This is a genomic window from Kineococcus sp. DHX-1 (assembly GCF_042473625.1).
In the GTDB taxonomy this organism is placed as follows: domain Bacteria; phylum Actinomycetota; class Actinomycetes; order Actinomycetales; family Kineococcaceae; genus Kineococcus.
In genome coordinates this window covers 3,770,673-3,789,634 of record NZ_CP170445.1, presented here as the reverse complement: position 1 = coordinate 3,789,634, position 18,962 = coordinate 3,770,673, and the positions used below count along the sequence as shown (strand labels likewise).

The 18,962-nt window shown below is 74.9% G+C and carries 17 protein-coding genes and 1 riboswitch; of the genes, 9 read left to right on the top strand and 8 right to left on the bottom strand.

Translation table 11 applies throughout. The features are described from left to right. The first annotated feature begins 58 nt into the window (after positions 1–58). Both ACFEMC_RS18165 and ACFEMC_RS18160 read left to right on the top strand, forming a co-directional pair. Positions 59–1,309, top strand: a complete 1,251-nt coding sequence (locus tag ACFEMC_RS18165) for a four-carbon acid sugar kinase family protein (protein ID WP_380170921.1) — start codon at positions 59–61, stop codon at positions 1,307–1,309. Positions 1,310–1,311: 2 nt separating this feature from the next. Next, positions 1,312–1,962, top strand: coding sequence for a DUF998 domain-containing protein (locus ACFEMC_RS18160; protein WP_380170920.1), 651 nt, complete (start codon positions 1,312–1,314; stop codon positions 1,960–1,962). On the opposite strand, the gene ACFEMC_RS18155 is transcribed toward ACFEMC_RS18160, so the two are convergent. Genes ACFEMC_RS18155 through rarD form a run of 4 tightly spaced genes read right to left on the bottom strand, consistent with a single transcriptional unit; the run spans position 1,929 to position 6,454 of the window. After that, positions 1,929–2,966, bottom strand: a complete 1,038-nt coding sequence (locus ACFEMC_RS18155) for an alpha/beta hydrolase (protein WP_380170919.1) — start codon at positions 2,964–2,966, stop codon at positions 1,929–1,931. The genes ACFEMC_RS18160 and ACFEMC_RS18155 overlap by 34 nt on opposite strands. Beyond that, positions 2,963–3,769, bottom strand: coding sequence for a hypothetical protein (locus tag ACFEMC_RS18150; protein ID WP_380170918.1), 807 nt, complete (start codon positions 3,767–3,769; stop codon positions 2,963–2,965). The genes ACFEMC_RS18155 and ACFEMC_RS18150 overlap by 4 nt, the downstream gene beginning before the upstream one ends. Then, complete coding sequence (locus ACFEMC_RS18145; RefSeq protein WP_380170917.1) at positions 3,770–5,518, bottom strand: bifunctional lysylphosphatidylglycerol flippase/synthetase MprF; 1,749 nt, start codon at positions 5,516–5,518, stop codon at positions 3,770–3,772. A 57-nt stretch (positions 5,519–5,575) separates the two neighbouring features. Further along, a complete protein-coding gene (gene rarD / locus ACFEMC_RS18140; protein WP_380176872.1) occupies positions 5,576–6,454 on the bottom strand; it encodes an EamA family transporter RarD in 879 nt (292 codons plus the stop codon). 227 nt (positions 6,455–6,681) lie between these two features. Between rarD and ACFEMC_RS18135 the strand changes: the two genes are divergently transcribed. Genes ACFEMC_RS18135 through ACFEMC_RS18125 form a run of 3 tightly spaced genes read left to right on the top strand, consistent with a single transcriptional unit; the run spans position 6,682 to position 9,879 of the window. Then, on the top strand, positions 6,682–8,079 hold the full coding sequence (locus tag ACFEMC_RS18135) for an FAD-dependent oxidoreductase (protein ID WP_380170916.1): 1,398 nt from the start codon (positions 6,682–6,684) through the stop codon (positions 8,077–8,079). Between the two features lies 1 nt (position 8,080). Next, positions 8,081–8,884: an electron transfer flavoprotein subunit beta/FixA family protein gene (locus tag ACFEMC_RS18130; RefSeq protein ID WP_380170915.1), complete on the top strand. Its 804-nt coding sequence runs from the start codon at positions 8,081–8,083 to the stop codon at positions 8,882–8,884. After that, on the top strand, positions 8,881–9,879 hold the full coding sequence (locus ACFEMC_RS18125) for an electron transfer flavoprotein subunit alpha/FixB family protein (protein WP_380170914.1): 999 nt from the start codon (positions 8,881–8,883) through the stop codon (positions 9,877–9,879). The genes ACFEMC_RS18130 and ACFEMC_RS18125 overlap by 4 nt, the downstream gene beginning before the upstream one ends. A 127-nt stretch (positions 9,880–10,006) precedes the next feature. Here ACFEMC_RS18125 and ACFEMC_RS18120 read toward each other — a convergent pair whose 3' ends face one another. Together ACFEMC_RS18120 and ACFEMC_RS18115 are read right to left on the bottom strand one after the other, a co-directional pair. Further along, complete coding sequence (locus ACFEMC_RS18120; protein ID WP_380170913.1) at positions 10,007–11,122, bottom strand: alpha/beta hydrolase; 1,116 nt, start codon at positions 11,120–11,122, stop codon at positions 10,007–10,009. 82 nt (positions 11,123–11,204) lie between these two features. Further along, the gene (locus ACFEMC_RS18115) at positions 11,205–11,999 is read right to left on the bottom strand and encodes an SGNH/GDSL hydrolase family protein (protein WP_380170912.1); all 795 of its coding nucleotides are present in this window, start codon (positions 11,997–11,999) and stop codon (positions 11,205–11,207) included. A 202-nt stretch (positions 12,000–12,201) separates the two neighbouring features. Further along, positions 12,202–12,304, top strand: a riboswitch (SAM riboswitch). A 5-nt stretch (positions 12,305–12,309) separates the two neighbouring features. On the opposite strand from ACFEMC_RS18115, the gene ACFEMC_RS18110 reads away from it, so the two are divergent. Both ACFEMC_RS18110 and ACFEMC_RS18105 read left to right on the top strand, forming a co-directional pair. Continuing rightward, positions 12,310–13,641: an MFS transporter gene (locus ACFEMC_RS18110; RefSeq protein WP_380170911.1), complete on the top strand. Its 1,332-nt coding sequence runs from the start codon at positions 12,310–12,312 to the stop codon at positions 13,639–13,641. Beyond that, positions 13,638–15,002 (top strand): LLM class flavin-dependent oxidoreductase, encoded by a 1,365-nt coding sequence (locus tag ACFEMC_RS18105; RefSeq protein ID WP_380170910.1) that lies wholly within the window; start codon positions 13,638–13,640, stop codon positions 15,000–15,002. The genes ACFEMC_RS18110 and ACFEMC_RS18105 overlap by 4 nt, the downstream gene beginning before the upstream one ends. A gap of 11 nt (positions 15,003–15,013) precedes the next feature. On the opposite strand, the gene ACFEMC_RS18100 is transcribed toward ACFEMC_RS18105, so the two are convergent. Then, positions 15,014–16,240, bottom strand: coding sequence for a PP2C family protein-serine/threonine phosphatase (locus ACFEMC_RS18100; RefSeq protein WP_380170909.1), 1,227 nt, complete (start codon positions 16,238–16,240; stop codon positions 15,014–15,016). Between the two features lie 148 nt (positions 16,241–16,388). Between ACFEMC_RS18100 and ACFEMC_RS18095 the strand changes: the two genes are divergently transcribed. Continuing rightward, positions 16,389–17,030, top strand: a complete 642-nt coding sequence (locus ACFEMC_RS18095; RefSeq protein ID WP_380170908.1) for a LysE family translocator — start codon at positions 16,389–16,391, stop codon at positions 17,028–17,030. 68 nt (positions 17,031–17,098) lie between these two features. Then, positions 17,099–17,980 (top strand): zinc metalloprotease HtpX, encoded by an 882-nt coding sequence (gene htpX / locus ACFEMC_RS18090; RefSeq protein WP_380170907.1) that lies wholly within the window; start codon positions 17,099–17,101, stop codon positions 17,978–17,980. A gap of 4 nt (positions 17,981–17,984) precedes the next feature. On the opposite strand, the gene ACFEMC_RS18085 is transcribed toward htpX, so the two are convergent. Further along, the gene (locus ACFEMC_RS18085) at positions 17,985–18,962 is read right to left on the bottom strand and encodes an alpha/beta hydrolase family protein (RefSeq protein WP_380170906.1); all 978 of its coding nucleotides are present in this window, start codon (positions 18,960–18,962) and stop codon (positions 17,985–17,987) included.

The window sequence follows — 18,962 nt, the reverse complement described above, 5'->3', positions numbered from 1 at the left end:
TGCCGCTGCACGAGAGCGAACGGGCACCCCGTCCGGGGGGTCTGGTCTACTGCGGAGGGTGAGCCACAAGACCGTCGTCCTGGACGACGACCCGACCGGGACGCAGTCCGCGACGGGGGTCCGGGTGCTCCTGCGCTGGGACGCCCCGCACCCGCCCCTGGCCGACCTCCTCGCCGACGCCCTGGGCGCGGCGGACGGCGTGTACGTCCAGACGAACTCCCGGGCCCTCGACGAGGCCGCCGCGGTCGCGCTCGTCACGGACATCCGCGACGCCGCCCGCGAGGCGGGCCGGCGCCTGGGGGCCGAGGTGCGGTGCGTCCTGCGGGGCGACTCGACCCTGCGCGGGCACGTGTTCGCCGAGACGGACGTGTTCACCGGCCCCGACGACGTCGTCCTCTTCGTCCCGGCCTTCCCCGCCGGCGGACGCACGACGGTCGACGGCGTGCACCTCGTCCGCAGCGGGGACCAGGACGTGCCGGCGGGGGAGACGGAGTACGCCGCCGACCCCGTGTTCGGCTTCCGCAGTTCCCGGCTCGCGGACTACGTCCGGGAGAAGTCCGACCGCACGCCCGTGCCCCTCGGCGGAGTCGACCAGCTCGCCCGGGCGCTCGACGAGGCCCCCGCCGGCGCCGTCCTGCTGCCCGACGTCCGCGACGACGCCGACGTGCAGGCCCTGGCCGACGTCGTGCGCGCGTGGACGCCGCCGGCGGGTCGCGACGTCGTGGTCCGCTGCGCCGCCCCCCTCGCTGCAGCGCTCGCGGGCGCCACCAGCACCGGTCTCCTCGACCGCCCCCTGCTGCCCGGCTCCCCGCGCGTCCTGGTGGTCTGCGGGTCGCACACCGACGGGGCCCGCGCGCAGCTCGAGGCGCTCGCGCAGGGACACGGTCCCGCCCACGTGCTGTCGACCGCCGCGGCGCTCGAGGATCCCGCCGCAGCCGGGGAGGACCTCGCCGACCGCGCCCGCGACGACCTGGCCGCCGGCGTCGCCGTCATCGCCACCGAACGCGTCCGCTCCGGTGAGCACGGCACGCTCGACCACGGCGAACGGGTCATGACCGCGCTCGTCACCGCCGTCCAGCGGCTCGTCCCCGGCGCCGACGCCGTCGTCAGCAAGGGCGGCATCACCGCGGCCGAGGTCGCGCGGACGGGGATCGGCGCCGACGCGGCGCTCGTCGAGGGTCAGGTCGCGGCCGGGATCTCGCTCTGGCGGATGGACCTCGGCGGTCGTGACGTCCTCCAGGTCGTCGTCCCCGGCAACGTCGGCGGGCCGGACGCCGTCGCCGACGCCGTCGCGGCGCTGGGCCGGTGACGGTGCGCAGACCCCTCCTCGTCCTGGCCGTCGTGGCGGCCGTCGTCGCGGCCGTGGCCAACGCGAACTTCCTCCTCGCCCCGGCCGTGGGGGCCCGCATCGACCTCGCCGTCGGCGTCATCAGCGAGCTGTCCGTCCCCACCGAACCGGGGGCGGTGTGGTTCCGCCTCGGCGACGGGACGGCCGGGGTGCTCGCCGCCGTCCTGGGGATCGTGCTGTGGCGCAGCGCGTTCCGGCACGCCCGCTTCCGGGCCCTGTGCCTGCTCGCCTTCGGCCTGGGCACCCTCGTCTCGGCCGTGGTGCCCGTGACGTGTGCGCCCTCCCTCGGCCCGTGCCCGGCCTCCTCCGAGACCGCCGAGCTCGTCCACGACGGGGTGTCCGTCCTCGCCACCACGGGCGCGGTGCTCGGGGGCGTCGAACTGGCCTGGCGTGCACGGGGAGTGCTGAAGGCGCTCGCGGTCCTCACGGCGCTCGTCTCCGCCGGCTGCGGCCTCTACGAGGTCGTGACGTTCTTCCAGGGCGGCAACGGCGGCGGGGGCAACTCCCAGCGCTGGCAGGTGCTGTCCGTCTCGGCGTGGCTGGTGCTGGAGGCGCTGAGCTGGGGGCAGCGCTCCACCCGTCAGTCCGCCACCCCCGCGCCCGCGTCGAGGTAGCGGCCGGCGAAGGCGAGCCCGTGGGGCAGCAGCTCCCGCGCCGTCGTCCACGTGTGACCCCCGGCCACGTCCCGCCGCTCCAGGGGCCACCCGCGCGCCGCGACGAGCCGGGCGAGCTCGTCGGTGCCGGCGCGTTCGGGGGCGTCGGCGCCCGTGCCGAGGAACACCGGCACCGGCGCGGGCACGGTGACGGTGGGCAGGTAGCGGGCGGGGGAGGCGGCCGCGAAGGCCGCGGCGGACAGCTCCCCGCGCACCGCCGGGCCCGCATCGCCGAAGGGTTCGATCGCGACGAGCGGCCCCCACACGTCCCGGTGGCGCAGCCCCTGGTCCAGCGCGCAGAACGCCCCGGCGCTCTCCCCGCCGAGCAGCCGCGAGGAGGGCCGGGCCAGGGTGCGGAAGCGGCTGTCGAGGGCCGGCACGAGGTCGCGGTAGAGGTACGTCTCCCACTGCGGCCCGCCGGGCAGGTCGAGGCACTCGGTGTCCCCGCCGGCGCCCAGCAGGTCGGGGTCCATGTCGGGCGTGACGACGAGGACCGCGGGCAGCAGGCGGGCGTCGGTGAGGGCGTCGACCGTCCGTGCGGCGCCGCCCGCCGCGAACCAGTCCGTGGACCGTCCCGGGGAGCCCGGCAGGAGCACGACGACGGGGTACCGGCGGTCCGGGTGCTCGGCGTACCCCCGGGGCAGCTGGACGTGGACGGCCGTCGCGGCGACGTCGAGGTCCGGGGCCCCGAGACGGAACGAGACCACCCGCGCTCCGGGCAGGTCGCCGGTGAGGGCGAACCGCGCCGCCTGCACGGTCGGGACGTACCCCGTCAGCGCGTTCGCGGTCGTGGCCGCGACGAGGACGGCCGCGACCAGGCAGGCCGGGACCCACCGCCCGCGTGGACGGCGCCGGAGCAGTCGCACGAGGCAGGCGAGCAGCAGCACACCTGCACCGGCGGCGACGAACGGGGAGTCCACCCAGGCCCCGGGCAGCCGGGTCGCGGCCAGGACCTGTGGTGTCACGTCTCCTCGGGGATCGCCGGCGACCCCGCGAGCACGACCGAGCAGCCGACGACGACGACGAGCGCCGCGACCGTCGGGACCCACCAGCCGGGCCGCACGACGTCCCCGAGCAGCGCGAACCCGGCGACCGCCGGCACGACGACCTCGACCGACCACAGCAGCGCCGTGGCGGGCCCGACGGGCCCCTTCTCCAGCGCCGCGGCGTACCCGAGCGTGCCGGCGATCCCGGCGACGACGACCGCCCACGCGACGGGTTCGGCGAGCACCCGCCAGGCCTGCGACCAGGCGTCCGGCAGCGTGACGGCCCGCGCGCCGAGGGCCGCGACGGAGTACCCCAGACCCGCCAGCACCGCGAAGGTCGCCGAGCCGTACCGGCGCAGCACGAGCACGGCGAGGAGGAGCAGCGCCCCGGTGACGAGCAGCACGACCTGCAGGGCCGTCGCCACGGTGGGGGAGGGCTGCTCGGTCCCGGCGCCCCCGACGACCCCGAGCGCCGCGACGAGCGCGAGGACGGCCGCGGTGTCGCGCGGCCGCAGCCTCGACCCGAGGAAGACCCGGGCCAGGACGACGGTCAGGGCCAGCGAGCCGGCCAGCAGCGACTGCACGGCGAACGTCGGCAACCGGCGCAGCGCCACGAGCGAGAGCAGCCACGCGAGACCGTCGACCCCGAGACCGGTGAGGTAGAGCGGGGAGCGGGTCAGCGCGGCGGCCCCGGACCCCCCGCGCACCCCGACGGCCTGCAGGATCGACCCGGCCGCGTACCCGAGGGCGGCCAGGACGGCGGCCGCCAGCGCGAGCGCCACTCAGGACCCCGTGCTGGCGGACGGGGTGGCGGGGCGGCGGCCCAGGAACCGTCCGACGACCGGCAGTTCGGCGACACCCTCCGCGTCGGCGATCGTGAACCCTTGCGCCGCAGCGAACTCCACGGAGTCCAGCACGACGTACCGCGGTCGCCACTCCGGGTCGTACTTGGCGTTGAACTTCCACAGCGACTCGATCTGCGCGCTCTTGGACAGGGCGTGCAGCGCGCGGCGGCCCAGGTCGGCGAACGTGCCCTCGCGCTCCCCGGCGACGACCTCGCGCAGGACGGCGAAGTTCAGGCCCAGGCCGCGCATCCCGTTCTGCGCCAGGTGCGCCGCGGTCGCGACGATGAGGGCGTCGGTCAGGCCGTTGGGGACGTCCTCGGCGGTCGAACGGCGCATGACGTCGAGGGAGTAGCCCTGCACCAGGGGAGCCGGGACCCACTGGATGAAACCGGCCGGGCGGCCGTCCTCGAAGCGGGCGACGCTCACGAGCACGCCCTCGTCGGAGGGGTCGAACATCCGCGACAGCGTCATCGAGTACCCGCGCTCGCCCTCGCCCTGCCGGGACTCCCCGGAGATCGACAGCAGCTCCTCCTTCACCTGCGCGGGCAGCGTCGCGCCGTCGTGGAAGGTCACCGTGATGCCGGCCTTGGTGACGCGGTTCACCGACCCGCGCAGGCTCTTCATGGACGAGCCCTTGAGGGAGAACTTCGAGCAGTCGAGCACGGCCTCGTCGCCGAGGTAGACGGGGCGCAGCCCGACCGCCTCGTAGGACGGCAGCCAATCCGCCGACGCGCCGACGACCGCCACCGACCACCCCGACCGCTCGACGTGCTCGAGGAAGTCCATGAGCAGGGCCCCGCGCCGCTCCTCGGGCCCGATGGGGTCGGGGGAGACCAGGCACACGCCGTTGCGGACGCTGTGCGCCACCACCCCCTCGCCCTCGGGGTAGGTGGCGAAGAAGAAGTCCTTGTCGTCGCGCAGGGCGAAGAAGTCGAGGGTGTCGCCCCCGTGCGCGGCGACGACGGCACGGGCCCGCTCCCGCAGGGCGATGCGCTGCTCGTCGCTCAGCTGCGGGGCTCGGTGCGGGCTGAACAGCAGCCACGCGAGGACGACGAGCAGCGCCAGCCCGAGCGCCAGCAGCGAGGGGTTCAGCAGCGGCAGGAACACGTGGTCGGCGTTGCCGCGCAGCCGCGGCAGCGGGCGGCTCTCGTCGCCGATGAGCCGCTCGACGACGGCCGCCGTCGTCTCCCGCGGGTTGCGCTCCTCCCCGACGGCCACGACGAGGGCCGCCGACACCGCCAGGGTGACGACCGTCCCGACGACGACGACGCGCACCGCCCGCCGGGCGCGGGCCGGGCTGGGCAGCACGGGGAACGCCCGCGCGTTGGCGACCAGCCACACGAGCGCCACGACGTTGAGCGCGGCCTCCTCGACGTCGATGCCCTTGACGAGGTGCAGGACGACCGACGCGCCCAGCAGCCCGATCGTCGTGCCCCACGCGAGCCGCTGCCCCCGGCGCAGCCCCCCGGCGAGCAGCAGCAGCGCGAGCGAGACGGGCACGAGGACCGTCTTGCTGAGCAGCGGCACGCCCAGCGGCAGCACCTCCAGCAGCGGGCCGAACCGCTCGCGGGCGGGCGGGGTGATCGCGGAGAGGATGCTGAGGACGGCCAGCACGGCGACGGCCCCGGCGCCGAGGCGACGGGTTCGGTCTCGGCGGGCACGTCCGGCCAGGAGCGGGGGGAGCACGGACCTCAGTCTGCTGCCCCGGACGCCTTCACCGCAGGGGCACAGGGCGTCCTGGGCTCAGCCCGTGGGTTCCGGGACCCGGACCCGTCGCTGGTTCCGCAGGGCGTCGACCGTCAGCAGGACCAGCGCGGCCCACACGAGGCCGAAGCCGATCCAGCGCGAGGTCGGCATCGTCTCCCCGAGCAGCAGCGCCGCCACGAACTGCAGGACGGGGGTGACGTACTGCAGCATCCCGATGACCGTGAGCGGGACGCGGGCCGCCGCGGCGGCGAACAGGACGAGCGGCACGAGCGTGGTCGGACCGGCCAGGACGAGCAGCGTCGTGTGCAGCGACCCCTCGCTCGCGAAGGTGAGCCGGTCGCCGAGGACGGCGAGCGCGACGACGGCCGGCACGAGGAGGACACCCGTCTCGACCGTCAGCCCCGTCAGCGGGTCCACGCCGGCGCCCCGGCGGGCCAGCTGGTTCTTCAGCAGGCCGTACGTGCCGAAGGACACGGCCAGGGTCAGCGCCATCCACGGCAGCCGCCCCAGGTCCGCGGTGATGACGACGACCGCGGCCAGCCCCACCCCGACGGCCGCCCACTGCCCGGGCCGCAACCGCTCGCGCAGCACGAGGACGCCCAGCAGCACCGTCAGCAGCGGGTTGACGAAGTACCCCAGCGACGCCTCCAGGACGTGGCCGGTGACGACGGCGAGGCCGTAGACGCCCCAGTTCACGGCGATCGCGAGCGCCGCCAGGGCCAGCAGCCCGCGCTGCACGGGGTCGCGCAGGACGGCCAGGACGCGCGCCCACCGGCGCAGGACCGTGACGAGGACCACCGACAGGGCCAGGGAGAAGACGATCCGCCAGGCCAGCAGCTCGACGGCGCCGGCCGAGCGCAGCGCGTGGAAGTAGAAGGGGAACAGCCCCCACACGACGTAGCAGGCCAGCCCCATGGCCACCCCGGCCGGTCCCGGGGAGCCCGTCGTCCCGTTGCGGGGGCCGTCCTGCCGGTGAACGATCCGTGTGTGCGCCGGGCGGGTTCCGCCCCTGTCGTCGTCCAGGTGGTCCACAGGAGCCATCGTGACGACGGTCGTGTCGGCGCGCGGCGTTAGGCTCACCTACGCACGTTCGCGCTCCACCACCAGCACAGCTCCACCGATCGAGAGGGACACCGAGACCTGTGACCGATTCGAACCGTCCGCTGCGCGTCGCCGTCGTCGGAGCCGGACCGGCCGGGATCTACGCCTCGGACATCCTCTCCAAGGCCGACCTGTCGGGCACCGGGTTCGACGGCGTCGGCATCGACCTCTTCGAGCGGCTGCCCGCGCCCTTCGGCCTCGTCCGGTACGGCGTCGCACCGGACCACCCGCGCATCAAGCAGATCATCGTCGCCCTGGAGAAGGTGCTGTCCCGCGGGGACATCCGGCTCCTGACGAACGTCGACTTCGGCACGGACGTCACGCTCGAGGACCTCCAGCGGTACTACGACGCCGTCATCTTCTCCACGGGCTCCATCGAGGACGCGCGCCTGGAGATCCCCGGTGTGGACGCCCCGGAGAGCTACGGCGCGGCCGACTTCGTCTCCTGGTACGACGGCCACCCGGACCACCCCCGGACGTGGCCGCTGGACGCCGAGCGCGTCGCGGTCCTCGGCGCCGGCAACGTGGCCCTCGACGTGGCCCGCATCCTGGCCAAGCACGCCGACGACCTCCTCCCGACGGAGATCCCGGACAACGTCTACGAGGTCCTGAAGGCCTCGCCGGTCACGGACGTGCACGTGTTCGCGCGTCGTGGGCCCGCGCAGGTGAAGTTCTCGCCGCTGGAGCTGCGTGAACTCGGTCACGTCCCCGACGTCGACGTCCTCGTCGACCCGGAGGACTTCGACTTCGACGAGGGCTCCGAGCAGGCCATCGCCTCCTCCAACCAGACCCGGCAGGTCGTCAAGACGCTGACCGACTGGACCCTGAAGGAGGGCGAGTCGACGGCGTCGCGGCGCATCCACCTGCACTTCCTGCACGCCCCGGCCGAGGTCCTGACCGACGCCGACGGCCACGTGAGCGGCCTGCGGACCGAGCGCACGCGCCTGGTGGGCGACGGGACGGTCGAGGGCACGGGCGACTTCCACGAGTGGGACGTCCAGGCCGTCTACCGCGCGGTGGGCTACTTCGGCTCCCCGCTGCCGGGCGTGCCCTTCGACGCCCTCGCCGGCGTCATCGCCAACCACGAGGGCCGGGTCACCGACCCCGAGGGCGGGTCCCTGCCCGGCGTCTACTGCACGGGCTGGATCAAGCGCGGTCCGGTCGGCCTCATCGGCCACACGAAGTCGGACGCCTCCGAGACGGTGCGGCACCTGGTCTCCGACGCCGCGCAGCTGCCGCAGGCGAGCGAGCCGGACCCGCAGGCCGTGCTGGACTTCCTGCGCGGCAAGGGTGTGGAGGTCCTGACCTGGACCGAGTGGGAGACCCTCGACGCCTACGAGCGCTCGCTCGGGGAACCGCGCGGCCGTGAGCGCGTCAAGGTGGTCTCGCGCGAGGACATGATCGCGGCCTCCCGCCGCGCCGGGGCCGGGGAGGCCTGACGTGCGGGTCGTCGTGTGCGTGAAGCACGTCCCGGACATCCAGCAGCCCCGCTCCCTGCGCTCCGACGGTCTGCTCGCACGGGGTGGGGACGACGACACCCTCAACGAGCTGGACGAGGACGCGGTCGAGGCGGGGCTGCGGACGGCCGAGGCCGCCGGGTTCCCCGGTGAGGGTCACGACGTCACCGTCCTGACCGTGGGTCCCGCCGCGGCCGTCGAGGCCGTGCGCCGCGGGGTCGCGATGGGGGCCTCCGGTGCCGTCCACGTCCACGACGACGCCGTGGCCGGCTCGGACGCCATCGCGACGGCGCGGGTCCTGGCCGCGGCCGTCGCCAAGCTGCACGCCGAGCAGCCCGTCGACGTCGTCGTGGCCGGGATGGCCGCCCTCGACGGACTGACCTCGCTGGTCCCGGCCGCGCTGGCCGAGCTGCTGGGCTGGCCCCAGCTGACGCTGGCCGACCGGATCAGCGTGGCCGACGGCGTCGTGTCGGTGCGGCGCGAGACGTCCACGGACGTGGAGGAGCTCACCGCCCCGGCCCCGGCCGTGCTGTCGGTGACGGACCAGGCCTTCCGGGCCCGCTTCCCCGGCTTCAAGGGGATCATGGCCGCCCGCAAGCACCCCGTGACGACGTGGTCGCTGGCCGACCTCGGCCTCGAACCGGCCAAGGTCGGCCTCGCGGGGTCGGCGACGCAGGTCGTGCACGCCGCCGAACGCCCCGAACGGGCCGACCGCGTCCTCGTCACCGGGGACGCCGAGACGGTGCCCGCCCTGGTGGACTACCTGTCGCAGAAGGGTTTCGCGTGACCGAGCAGGAGAACCGCGCGGCCGGCCGGGTGGCCGTCCTCGTCGACCACCTCGACGGGGACGTCAAGCCGACGGCGCGCGAGCTGCTGACCCTGGCCCGCGGTCTGGACCGCGAGGTGCACGCCGTGTGGACCGGTGCCGGTGCTGGCGTCCAGGCCCCCGCGGCCGAGCTGGCCGCCCACGGCGCGGACGTCGTCCACGAGGTCGAGGTGGCGGGCGCGGACGCGCAGCTGACCGCCTCCGTCGTCGACGCCCTGCAGGCCGTGCTGGCCGCGGTCGGGGACGTGGGCCTGCTCCTCGTGCCCTCCACCTTCGAGGGCCGCGAGGTGGCGGCCCGGCTGGCCGTCCGCACCGGCGCGGGTGTCGTGACCGGCGCGTCGGGCGTCACGTTCGAGGACGGTCGGTGGACGGCCCGCAAGTCCGTCCTGGCCGGCGCGTGGGACACGGCCTGCGCGGTCACGGGCCCGCTCGCCGTCGTCGCCGTCGCCCCGCACGCCGTGCAGGCGGTCGCGCGGGACGGTGCCGCGGAGCCGTCCGTCGTCCGGCACACCGCCGAGGCGTCGGCCGCGGCCCGGGCCGTCACCGTCGTCTCGCGCACGCGCCGTCCCACGAGCGAGAGGCCCCCGCTGGCCGAGGCCGAGGTGGTCGTCGTCGGCGGCCGCGGCGTCGAGGGGGACTTCTCCGGCGTCGAGGAGCTGGCCGACGTGCTCGGCGGTGCCGTCGGTGCGACGCGGGTGGCCACGGACGAGGGCTGGATCGGGCACGAGGCGCAGGTCGGGCAGACCGGCGTCACGATCTCCCCGCGCCTGTACCTCGGGCTCGGCGTCTCCGGGGCCGTGCACCACAAGGGCGGCATGGCGGCGTCCGCGACGGTCGTCGCCGTGAACAACGACCCGGACGCGCCCATCTTCGAGTTCGCCGACTACGGGATCGTCGGGGACCTCGCGGAGGTCCTGCCGGCCCTCACCGCCGAACTGCGCCGCCGCCGCGGCTGACCTGCCGCCCCACCGTTCGCGACCCCACCGTTCGCCTTCCCGGGGCCGGCGGGGGTCCGGGCACGGGGTCACCCCGTGCCCCCTCTCGTGCCCGACGACCGGGCGCGGGAGGGGCACGGGCCGGTCCTCAGGCCGACGTCGGCGCGAAACCCTGCAGGTTCTCGCCGAGCCAGTCCAGGGCCTGCGGGACGAACCCTGCCCAGATGCTCGTGCGGTGCCCGCCCTGCTGCTGGGTCACCATCGTCACCTGCAGCGGCCCGTGCGCGGCCGCGGCCAGGGCCGACGTCGAGGGCCAGGACAGCGAGTCGCTCTTGGAGGCCAGGGCCCACACGCGGACGGCGGGCGGGCTGACCTTGGCCAGGGTCACGAGGTCGAGCCGCTGCCCCGCGGGGCTGTTCAGCGCGAACGGCTTCCACGACCCGAAGTTCGGCTTGAAGTACCCGCCGAAGGAGATCGTCGCCCCGAACCGGTCCGGGTGCAGCATCGTCATCTGGTTCGCGCACCAGGCGCCCATCGACAGGCCCATCGTCGCCCACGAACTGGCGGTGCGAGCGGCCTGGTAGTGGCTCTCGACCCAGTCCGGGACGTCCTTCGACATCCACGTCTCCAGCTGCGGCTCACCGGGTCCGCCGTTGACGCACTCCGTGTCGCGGCCCGCGGGGATCTCCAGGTCGGGGAACACCAGGATGGGCGACACGATCTGCCGGCGGGCGACGGCGCCGTCGACCGAGGGCATGACGTCCATCGCCTCCAGCCACTGCTGCGGGGTCCCGGGGTAGCCGTGGAAGGCCTCGATGACGGGGTAGCCGCCGGCCGGGGCGGGCTTTGTGCCGTACCCGGCGGGGAGCATGACGAGCACCGTCCCGGTGACCCCGGACGCCGGTCCGGGCACCTGCGCCCGGAACACGCGGCCGTCGTAGCCCGCGATCTGCTCGGCCTTCGGGTCGCTCACGGTCGTCGTGCCGCCGTTGCCCCCGCCGGACGTCGTGGTGGTCGCCGCGGACTGCGCGGACTGGATGCCGAGGAGGTCGTCCCAGTCGGAGTAGAGGCCGAACTTGGAGTTCACGACGAGGAACACCGCCACGAGGACGGTCAGGTTGACCGCGATGAGCGAGGCCGCCCGGCCCAGCAGCGCCAGCACCCCCCGCCGCGCCAGCAGCCTCCAGCCGACGACGATCGCGACCAGAGCCGCGCACGCCACTCCGATGGCCACCCACTGGGTGACCGGACTCGCAAGACCCACCGTGGAACTCCCCCCGTACCTGCGAACGCCGGTGGGCGTTCCTCCCGATCATGGGGGAGAGCGGGAGCTGGAGGGCGCGTTCTCAGCGGATGTTCGGTGAACGTGTGGCGCGCTCGGAGGACAGGGCCGTCAGCACGGCGTCGGCGATGGCCCGCTGGCCCTTCGCGTTCGGGTGGTCGCCGTCGTCGGCCAGCAGCGGTGTGGGGTCCAGGCTCCCGTCGTCGCCGTGGAAGACCTGCCGCAGCCCCACGAACGTCACCTGCGCCCCCTTGGCGTCCACCGCGGCCTGCAGCTGGTCGTCGAAGGAGTCCGTCAGCTGGTCCTGGACCGCCTGCTGAGCGGGTGTGTACTGCTCGTCGGCGACCGTCCCGTCGAGCCCGACGGCCCAGTAGTCCAGGACGACGACCCGTGCCCCGGTGGGGACGATGCGGTCGACGGTCGCCGAGACGGTGGCGACGGCCTTGGCCGCCGCGGCGTCGACCTGCTGCTCGTCCGGCAGGGGGTCCGAGCCGTCGGCGAGGTCGGCGACGTCGTTGGCGCCGGCCTCGAGGAGGACGACGTCGGTGGCGGAGAAGTCCGAGAGGTGGTCCTCCACCGTGGCCGCGACGTCGTCGGACGTCGCGCCGTCCTCGGCGAGCTGCTCGAGCCCGACGCGCTGCCCGGGGGCCGCCAGGTCGGCCGCGACGAGGACCGGGAAGGGGGAGCAGTCGCACTGGGCCCCGGTGGGCACGGAGTCGCCGAGGGAGACGACGCGCGTCGGGCGCGGGGGCCCGTCGGAGCGCGCGCCACCCGTGGCCGCGACCGTCTCCTCGGGCAGGGAGGCGGCCATGCTGCCCAGCAGGAGCAGCACGACGGCACCGAAGCGCAGAGGTCTCACGCTCCGCACTGTGACATCACCACCTGTGGTCGACCCGTGAACCGGGGGCGGGACGGACCGGACCCGGCACTCGATGGTCGGCCCACCGGCCCCGTCGCGCCAGCCCGGGACCCCCCTGACGAGGGCCACGCGAGGGTGCCGCCGGAGCGCCGCCCGCCCGTCCGTGTTGCGGTACCCGGTGCGGGGTGGGGTACGTTCGCAGCAGCCATCCAGAGCGACCGAGAGACCTGGCTCGTCGACGTCGCAGCAACCATCCCGTCCCCGACGTGGGGCAGGACAGGTGCTTCCGCCAGGACCGATGGGAGATCTCGTGACCGCTGTGCAGTCCCCCGACGTCCTCACCCGCCCCGGGGCCCGGACGGCCCGTCGTCGCGCGGCCCTCGGCAGCTTCGTCGGCACCACGATCGAGTGGTACGACTACTACCTCTACGGGACGGCGGCGGCGATCGTCCTGGGCCCGCTGTTCTTCCCCGACGTGGGCGGGGCCGTCGGCGTCGTCGCGGCGTTCGCCACCTACGCCGTCGGGTTCCTGGCCCGCCCGCTCGGCGGGGCCGTCGCCGGGCACGTCGGCGACCGGGTGGGGCGCAAGGCCGTCCTCGTCGCCTCCCTGCTCGTCATGGGCGTGTCCACGGCCGCCGTCGGACTGCTGCCGACGCACGCCCAGATCGGCGCCTGGGCTCCGGTGCTGCTCGTGCTCTGCCGTCTGCTGCAGGGCTTCTCGGCGGGCGGGGAGTGGGGTGGGGCCGTCCTGCTGGCCGTCGAGCACGCCCCCACCGGCCGGCGCGGGTTGTTCGGGGCGATCCCGCAGACGGGGTCGGCCGCGGGCATGGTGCTGGCCAGCGGCGGGTTCTGGCTGACCCGTTCCCTCACCGACGACGACGCGTTCCTGGCCTGGGGGTGGCGGCTGCCGTTCCTGGCCAGCGCCGTCCTCGTCGTGGTCGGTCTGCTCATCCGGCTCAAGGTCACCGAGTCGCCCACCTTCGCCGCGGTTCGCGACGCCGAGGCGACCGCCCGGCGCCCCGTCGCGGAGGTCCTGCGCACCAACCGCCGCGGCGTCCTCGTCACGACCGGGATGCGGCTGGGGCAGAACGGGTCCTACGTCCTCTACACCGTCTTCGCGCTCAGCTACCTCGGCAGCGAGGTGCGTTCGGACGGGGCGGACGTGGGGTTGCTCGCGGTGCTCGTCGCGTCGGTGCTGAGCCTGGCGACGACCCCGTTCTGGGGGTGGTTGTCCGACCGCGTCGGCCGCCGTCCGGTCTACCTCGCCGGGTCCGTGCTGACGGCGGTGTTCTCCGTCCCCGCGTTCCTGCTCTTCGACACCGGGTCCACGGCCCTCGTCGTCGGGGCGGTCGTCGTCGCCGTGAACCTCGGCCACGACAGCCAGTACGGCGCCCAGGGCGCGTTCTTCGCCGAGCAGTTCGACGACCGGACCCGGTACAGCGGCGCGTCCCTCGGCTACTCGATCGGGGCCGTCCTGGGCGGGGGCCTGACCCCGCTCGTCGCGGCCTCGCTGCTCGCCGCCGGCGGGGGGTCGCCCTGGCTGGTCGCCGGCTACCTCTCGTTCCTGGCGGTCCTCACCACCGTCGCCGCCGCCTGCACGCGCGAGACCGCGCACGAGCCCCTGGAGGGTCCCGCCACGTGAAACCCCTGCGCCTCAATGCCTTCGCCATGGCCTGCGTCGGGCACCAGGCCGCCGGCCTGTGGAGCCGGCCGGAGGACCGCAGCGCCGACTACCGCACGCTGCGGCACTGGACCGACCTCGCCCGGTTGCTCGAGCGCGGCGGGTTCGACGCCCTCTTCCTCGCCGACGTGCTCGGCACCTACGACGTGTACGGCGGGTCCCGCGACGCCGCCGTCCGCACGGCGGCGCAGGTCCCCGTCAACGACCCCCTCGCAGCGGTGTCGGCGATGGCGGCGGTCACCGAGAACCTCGGGTTCGGGCTCACCGTCACGACGACGTACGAGCAGCCGTACTCCCTCGCCCGTCGGCTCACGACGCTCGACCACCTCACCGACGGCCGTGTCGCGTGGAACGTCGTCACCGGCTACCTGGACTCCGCGGCACGCAACCTCGGGTTCACCGCCCAGGTCGCCCACGACGAGCGCTACGACGTCGCCGAGGAGTACCTCGAGGTCTGCTACAAGCTGTGGGAGGGGTCCTGGGAGGACGGCGCCGTCGTCCGCGACGCGGCCCGCGGCGTCTACGCGGACCCGGCCAAGGTGCACGACATCGCCCACCACGGCCGGTACTTCGACGTGCCCGGCGCGTTCCTGTGCGAACCCTCCCCGCAGCGCACGCCCGTCGTCTTCCAGGCCGGTTCGTCCCCGCGCGGGCAGGAGTTCGCGGCCCGCCACGCCGAGTGCGTCTTCGTCATCGCCCCGACCGCCGCGATCGCCCGCCGTTCGGTGGACTCGTTGCGCCGCAGGGTGGAGGAGGCGGGTCGGGATCCCCGGTCCGTCGCCGTGTACGCGGGCCTGACCCCCGTCGTGCGCAGTTCCGACGCCGAGGCCTACGCGCTGCTCGCCGACCTGCGCGAGCACGCCAGCCGGGAGGGCGCGCTCGCCCTCTTCGGTGGCTGGACCGGCGTCGACCTCGCCGGGGCCGCGCCGGGGGACCGGTTGCAGCACGTCACGACGGACGCGAACCGGTCGGCGCTGCGCAGCTTCACCGACGACCCCGACCGGGACTGGACCGTCGACGACCTCGCGCAGTTCGTCGCGGTGGGTGGACGCGGACCGGTGCTCGCGGGCTCGCCGGAGACCGTCGCCGACGAGCTGGAGGCCTTCGCCGAGGAGGCCGACGTCGACGGGTTCAACCTCGTGTACGCGACGATGCCGGGCACCTTCGCCGACGTCGTGGACCACCTCGTGCCCGAGCTGGCCCGCCGCGGCCGGACGGCGCCGCCCCCACCGCCCGGGACGACGCTGCGCGAACGTCTCGGCACCGGCGACGGCCCGCGCCTCGCGGCCACCCACGCCGGAGCGGGACACCGCCGCCCCTGACGGGCTCCCCGTCAGACGGCGTCGCGCACGGCGAGCACGGCGCAGTCGTCCTCGGAGTTCGCGACGTGCGCGGTGACGAGCTCGCCCAGCAGCGTCTCCAACGGTTCGGTGTGGGTGCGCTCCAGGCTCGAGCGCAGCACCAGGATGCCGTCCCCGACGTCGCGGCCGCGGCGCTCCACGAGCCCGTCGGTGTAGAGGACGAGCGTCGCGCCGGCCGGCCACGGCCGGACGTGGTCGTGCCGGGACCGCCCGGGCGCCACACCCAGGGGCAGGTCCGGGTCGGCCAGCAGCACGGTGCTGTGTCCCTGCGCGTCGACCAGCAGCGGCGGGGGGTGCCCGGCCGTCGTCCAGTGCACCTGCCGCCCCGGCCCGGGCGGGTCCAGCCGCACGACGGCCATGGTCGCCAGCGTCAGGTCACCGAGGGCGTCGAGCACGTGGTCGAGCCGGTGCACCAGCGCCGCCGGGTGCTCCTCGGGGTGGTCGACGGCGAGCGCCCGGAACATCGACCGCACGCGGCCCATGCGGGCGGCGGCCTCGATGTCGTGCCCGGCGACGTCGCCGATGAGGAGCAGCACCCCGCCGTCCGGCAGGGCGATGGCGTCGTACCAGTCGCCCCCGACCTGCTCGTCCGTCGACGACCAGGGCAGGTAGCGGCTGGCCAGCTGCAGACCGGGCAGCGCGGGCAGCTCCGGCAGCATCGCGGCCTGCAGGGTGTGGGCGACGTCGCGGCGCTCGCGGTAGAGCTGCGCTCGGCGGGCGGCCTGCGCGGTGGCGTCGGCGACCGCCGTCACCAGGACCGCCTCGTCCTCGCGCAGGCTCCGCTCGACGTCCCAGGCGATGGTGAGCGCGCCGATCCGGAAGCCCCCGGAGATGAGCAGCGGCAGCACGACCCCGGAGCGCAACCCGGTGCGCCGGTAGGTGTCCGCCGCGTCGGGGAAGGCCTCCAGCAGCTGGCCCAGGCGGTGGAACACCAGGGGTCTGCCGGTGCGCGCGACGCGGTGCGCGGGGGAGTCGACGTCCAGCGGGAGCCGCAGCCAGCGCTGCTCGGTGTCGTCGTCGAGCTGGCCCAGCGCGGGGGTCGTGAGGAAGGGGCCCTCGATCATCGACACCGTCGTGTAGCAGGCGTCGAGGTCCTGGCGCATGAGGTCGCGGACAGCGAGGGCCACGTCCTCGACGCTGTCGGTGGCGGCCAGCGCGGTCGCCAGCCCGAGGAGGGTCGCGTCGCGACGGCCGGTCATGGACGTGACCGTGCTCGCTCCGCTCGCCTCCACCCGCCCCGTCCCCCGGTGAGTCCTGCGCGCCCCCTCGGCGCTTCCTGAGAGTCACTCACAGTCCGGTGCCGTCACGCAACCACCGGATGCGCCGACCCGGTCCTACAGTCGGCGCGTGCCTCTCACCCTCGAGCAGGTCCTCGCCCTCGGTGCGACCTGCGCCGTGATCATCCTCGTCCCCGGCCCGAGCGTGCTGTTCATCGTGGGACGCGCGCTCGCCCACGGCCGGTCGACGGCGCTGCTGAGCGTCCTCGGCAACTCCCTCGGCAGCCTGCTCGCGGCCCTCGTCATCGCGGTCGGCCTCGGCCCCGTCCTGCAGCGCTGGGACGTCGTGCTGGAGGTCGTGAAGATCGCCGGGGCGGCCTACCTGGTGTGGCTGGGCGTGCAGGCCCTGCGCGGGGCCCGGCACACGGGGCCGGTCCCGGAGGGGTCGACTACCGGTGCCCGGCCGGACCGCGCCCTGCGCGACGGGGTGGTCGTCGGCATCAGCAACCCCAAGGTGTTCGTCATGTTCGCGGCCGTGCTGCCCCAGTTCGTCGAGCCGTCGGCGGGGTCGGTCCCGCTGCAGATGGCCCTGCTGAGCCTCGTCCCGGTCCTCATCGGGCTCGTCTGCGACAGCGGGTGGGGCCTGGCCGCAGCGCGCGTGCGGACGGCGTTCGTGGGGAGGCCGTCGCGGTTGCGGACGGTCACGCGGGTCGGCGGCGTGTCGATGATCGGGCTCGGGGTCGTGACCGCGGTGACCGGCCGGCACCGCTGACGCTGCGGAACGCGCGGACCGGCTGCGGCGTTCACCACCCAGACAGGGACTGCGGGGGAAGGGACGGCATGCACCGGCACCACAACGGCGTCAAGACGGCCGTGCTCTTCGGCGCGATCTGGGCCGTGCTGCTGCTCATCGGCGGGCTGCTGGCGTCCTCGTTCCGCGCGCCGGTCATCCTGCTGGTCTTCGTGCTCATCGGCGTCGGGACGTCGGCCTACGGCTACTGGAACTCGGCGACCCTCGCGCTGCGCGCCATGCGGGCACGGCCGGTCTCGGAGGCCGAGCAGCCCGCGATGTACCGCATCGTGCGGGAGCTCTCGACGACGGCGCGGCAGCCGATGCCGCGCCTGTACGTCTCGCCGACCATGGCCCCCAACGCCTTCGCGACGGGCCGCAACCCCGAGAACGCGGCGGTCTGCTGCACCGAGGGGATCCTGCAGATGCTGGACGAGCGCGAGCTGCGCGGTGTCCTGGGCCACGAGCTCATGCACGTCTACAACCGCGACATCCTCACCAGCTCCGTCGCGGGTGCCCTCGCCGGGATCATCACCTCCGTCGCGCAGTTCGGGCTGTTCTTCGGCTCGATGCCCGGCGGCGGCCGCGACGAGGACCGGCCCAACCCGCTCGCGATGCTGCTGCTCTCGCTCATGGCCCCGCTGGCCGCCACCGTCATCCAGCTCGCCATCTCCCGCACCCGCGAGTACGACGCGGACGAGGACGGCGCCAAGCTCACGGGGGACCCGCTGGCGCTCGCGTCGGCGCTGCGCAAGCTCGAGCTCGGCACCCGGCAGCTGCCGCTGCCGCCCGAGCGCGAGCTCGTGAACTCCAGCCACATGATGATCGCCAACCCGTTCCGCGGGCAGGGGGTGGCCAAGCTCTTCTCCACCCACCCGCCCATGGCCGAGCGCATCGCCCGCCTAGAGGCCCTCGCCGGCTACCGCCGCTGAGGGCTCAGCCCAGCCGGGACTCCAGCCAGGTCCGGAACAGCGGGACGATCGGGCCGCCCGGGTCCTTGCCCGCCACGTGGTTCGCGCCGGGGACCAGCTGCTCCTCCACGCTGTCGCCGGCCGCCCGGACGGTGTCGCAGAAGTACTCCGTCTGCGACACGGGGACGACCTCGTCGGACGTCCCCGCCCCGGCCCACAGGGGCATCCGGTACGGGGCCAGCCGGGAGGGGTCGCCGATGGCGAACCTGTCCGGGACGTCGGTGGGGGAGCCGCCGAACAACCCGGCGACGTTGGCGTCCTCGCCGTAGGCGACCGAGGGGTGCAGGACGCCGGACAGCGACGCCGCGAGCGCCGGGACCACCTTCGGGTCCGCGCCCGGGGCCCCCGAGGGCAGCGCGCGCCGGCCCGCCGCCCACATCGCGAGGTGCCCGCCGGCGGAGTGCCCGACGAGGCAGACCCGGTCCAGCGGCAGCGAGAACTGGGTGGCCGCGACGCTCGCGAGGTCGACGGCCGTGGCCGTGTCGGTGAACGTCGACGGCCAGCCGCCGCCGTCCCCGTACCCGCGGTAGTCGACGTTGAGGACGGGGTACCCCCGGCCGACCATGTCGCCGACGAGGTCGTTGATGTCCCGTCGGTCGTACCCGGCCTCCCAGCCGCCGCCGTGCACGACGACGAGGAGGACGTTCCGCCGGTCGCCCGTGGGCAGCCACAGGTCGGAGACCTGCCGGTAGTGCTCGCCGTAGCGGTAGACCGTCCGCTGGGTCGAGCTCAGCCCGTTCGGGACGAACGAGGGGTCGGTGTCGGCGTCCGGGGTGCCGGTCGCCGTCGGGGACGGCGTCGCGCTCGTCGTCGCCGTCGGGGCCGAGGTCGCCGCGGGTTCCGGGTCTCCGCCGGAGCAGCCGGCGAGCACCCCGCCCGTCAGGGCCAGGCCGAGCAGGGCGCGGCGGTCCAGGCCCGCGGGGGTGCGGGGGCTCTGCGTCAC

Coding starts and splice junctions, on each gene's coding strand:
- rarD (WP_380176872.1), bottom strand. CDS start 6,454: ATGGGGCTGGCCTGCTACGTCGTGTGGGGGCTGTTCCCCTTCTACTTC.
- htpX (WP_380170907.1), top strand. CDS start 17,099: ATGCACCGGCACCACAACGGCGTCAAGACGGCCGTGCTCTTCGGCGCG.
- ACFEMC_RS18100 (WP_380170909.1), bottom strand. CDS start 16,240: ATGACCGGCCGTCGCGACGCGACCCTCCTCGGGCTGGCGACCGCGCTG.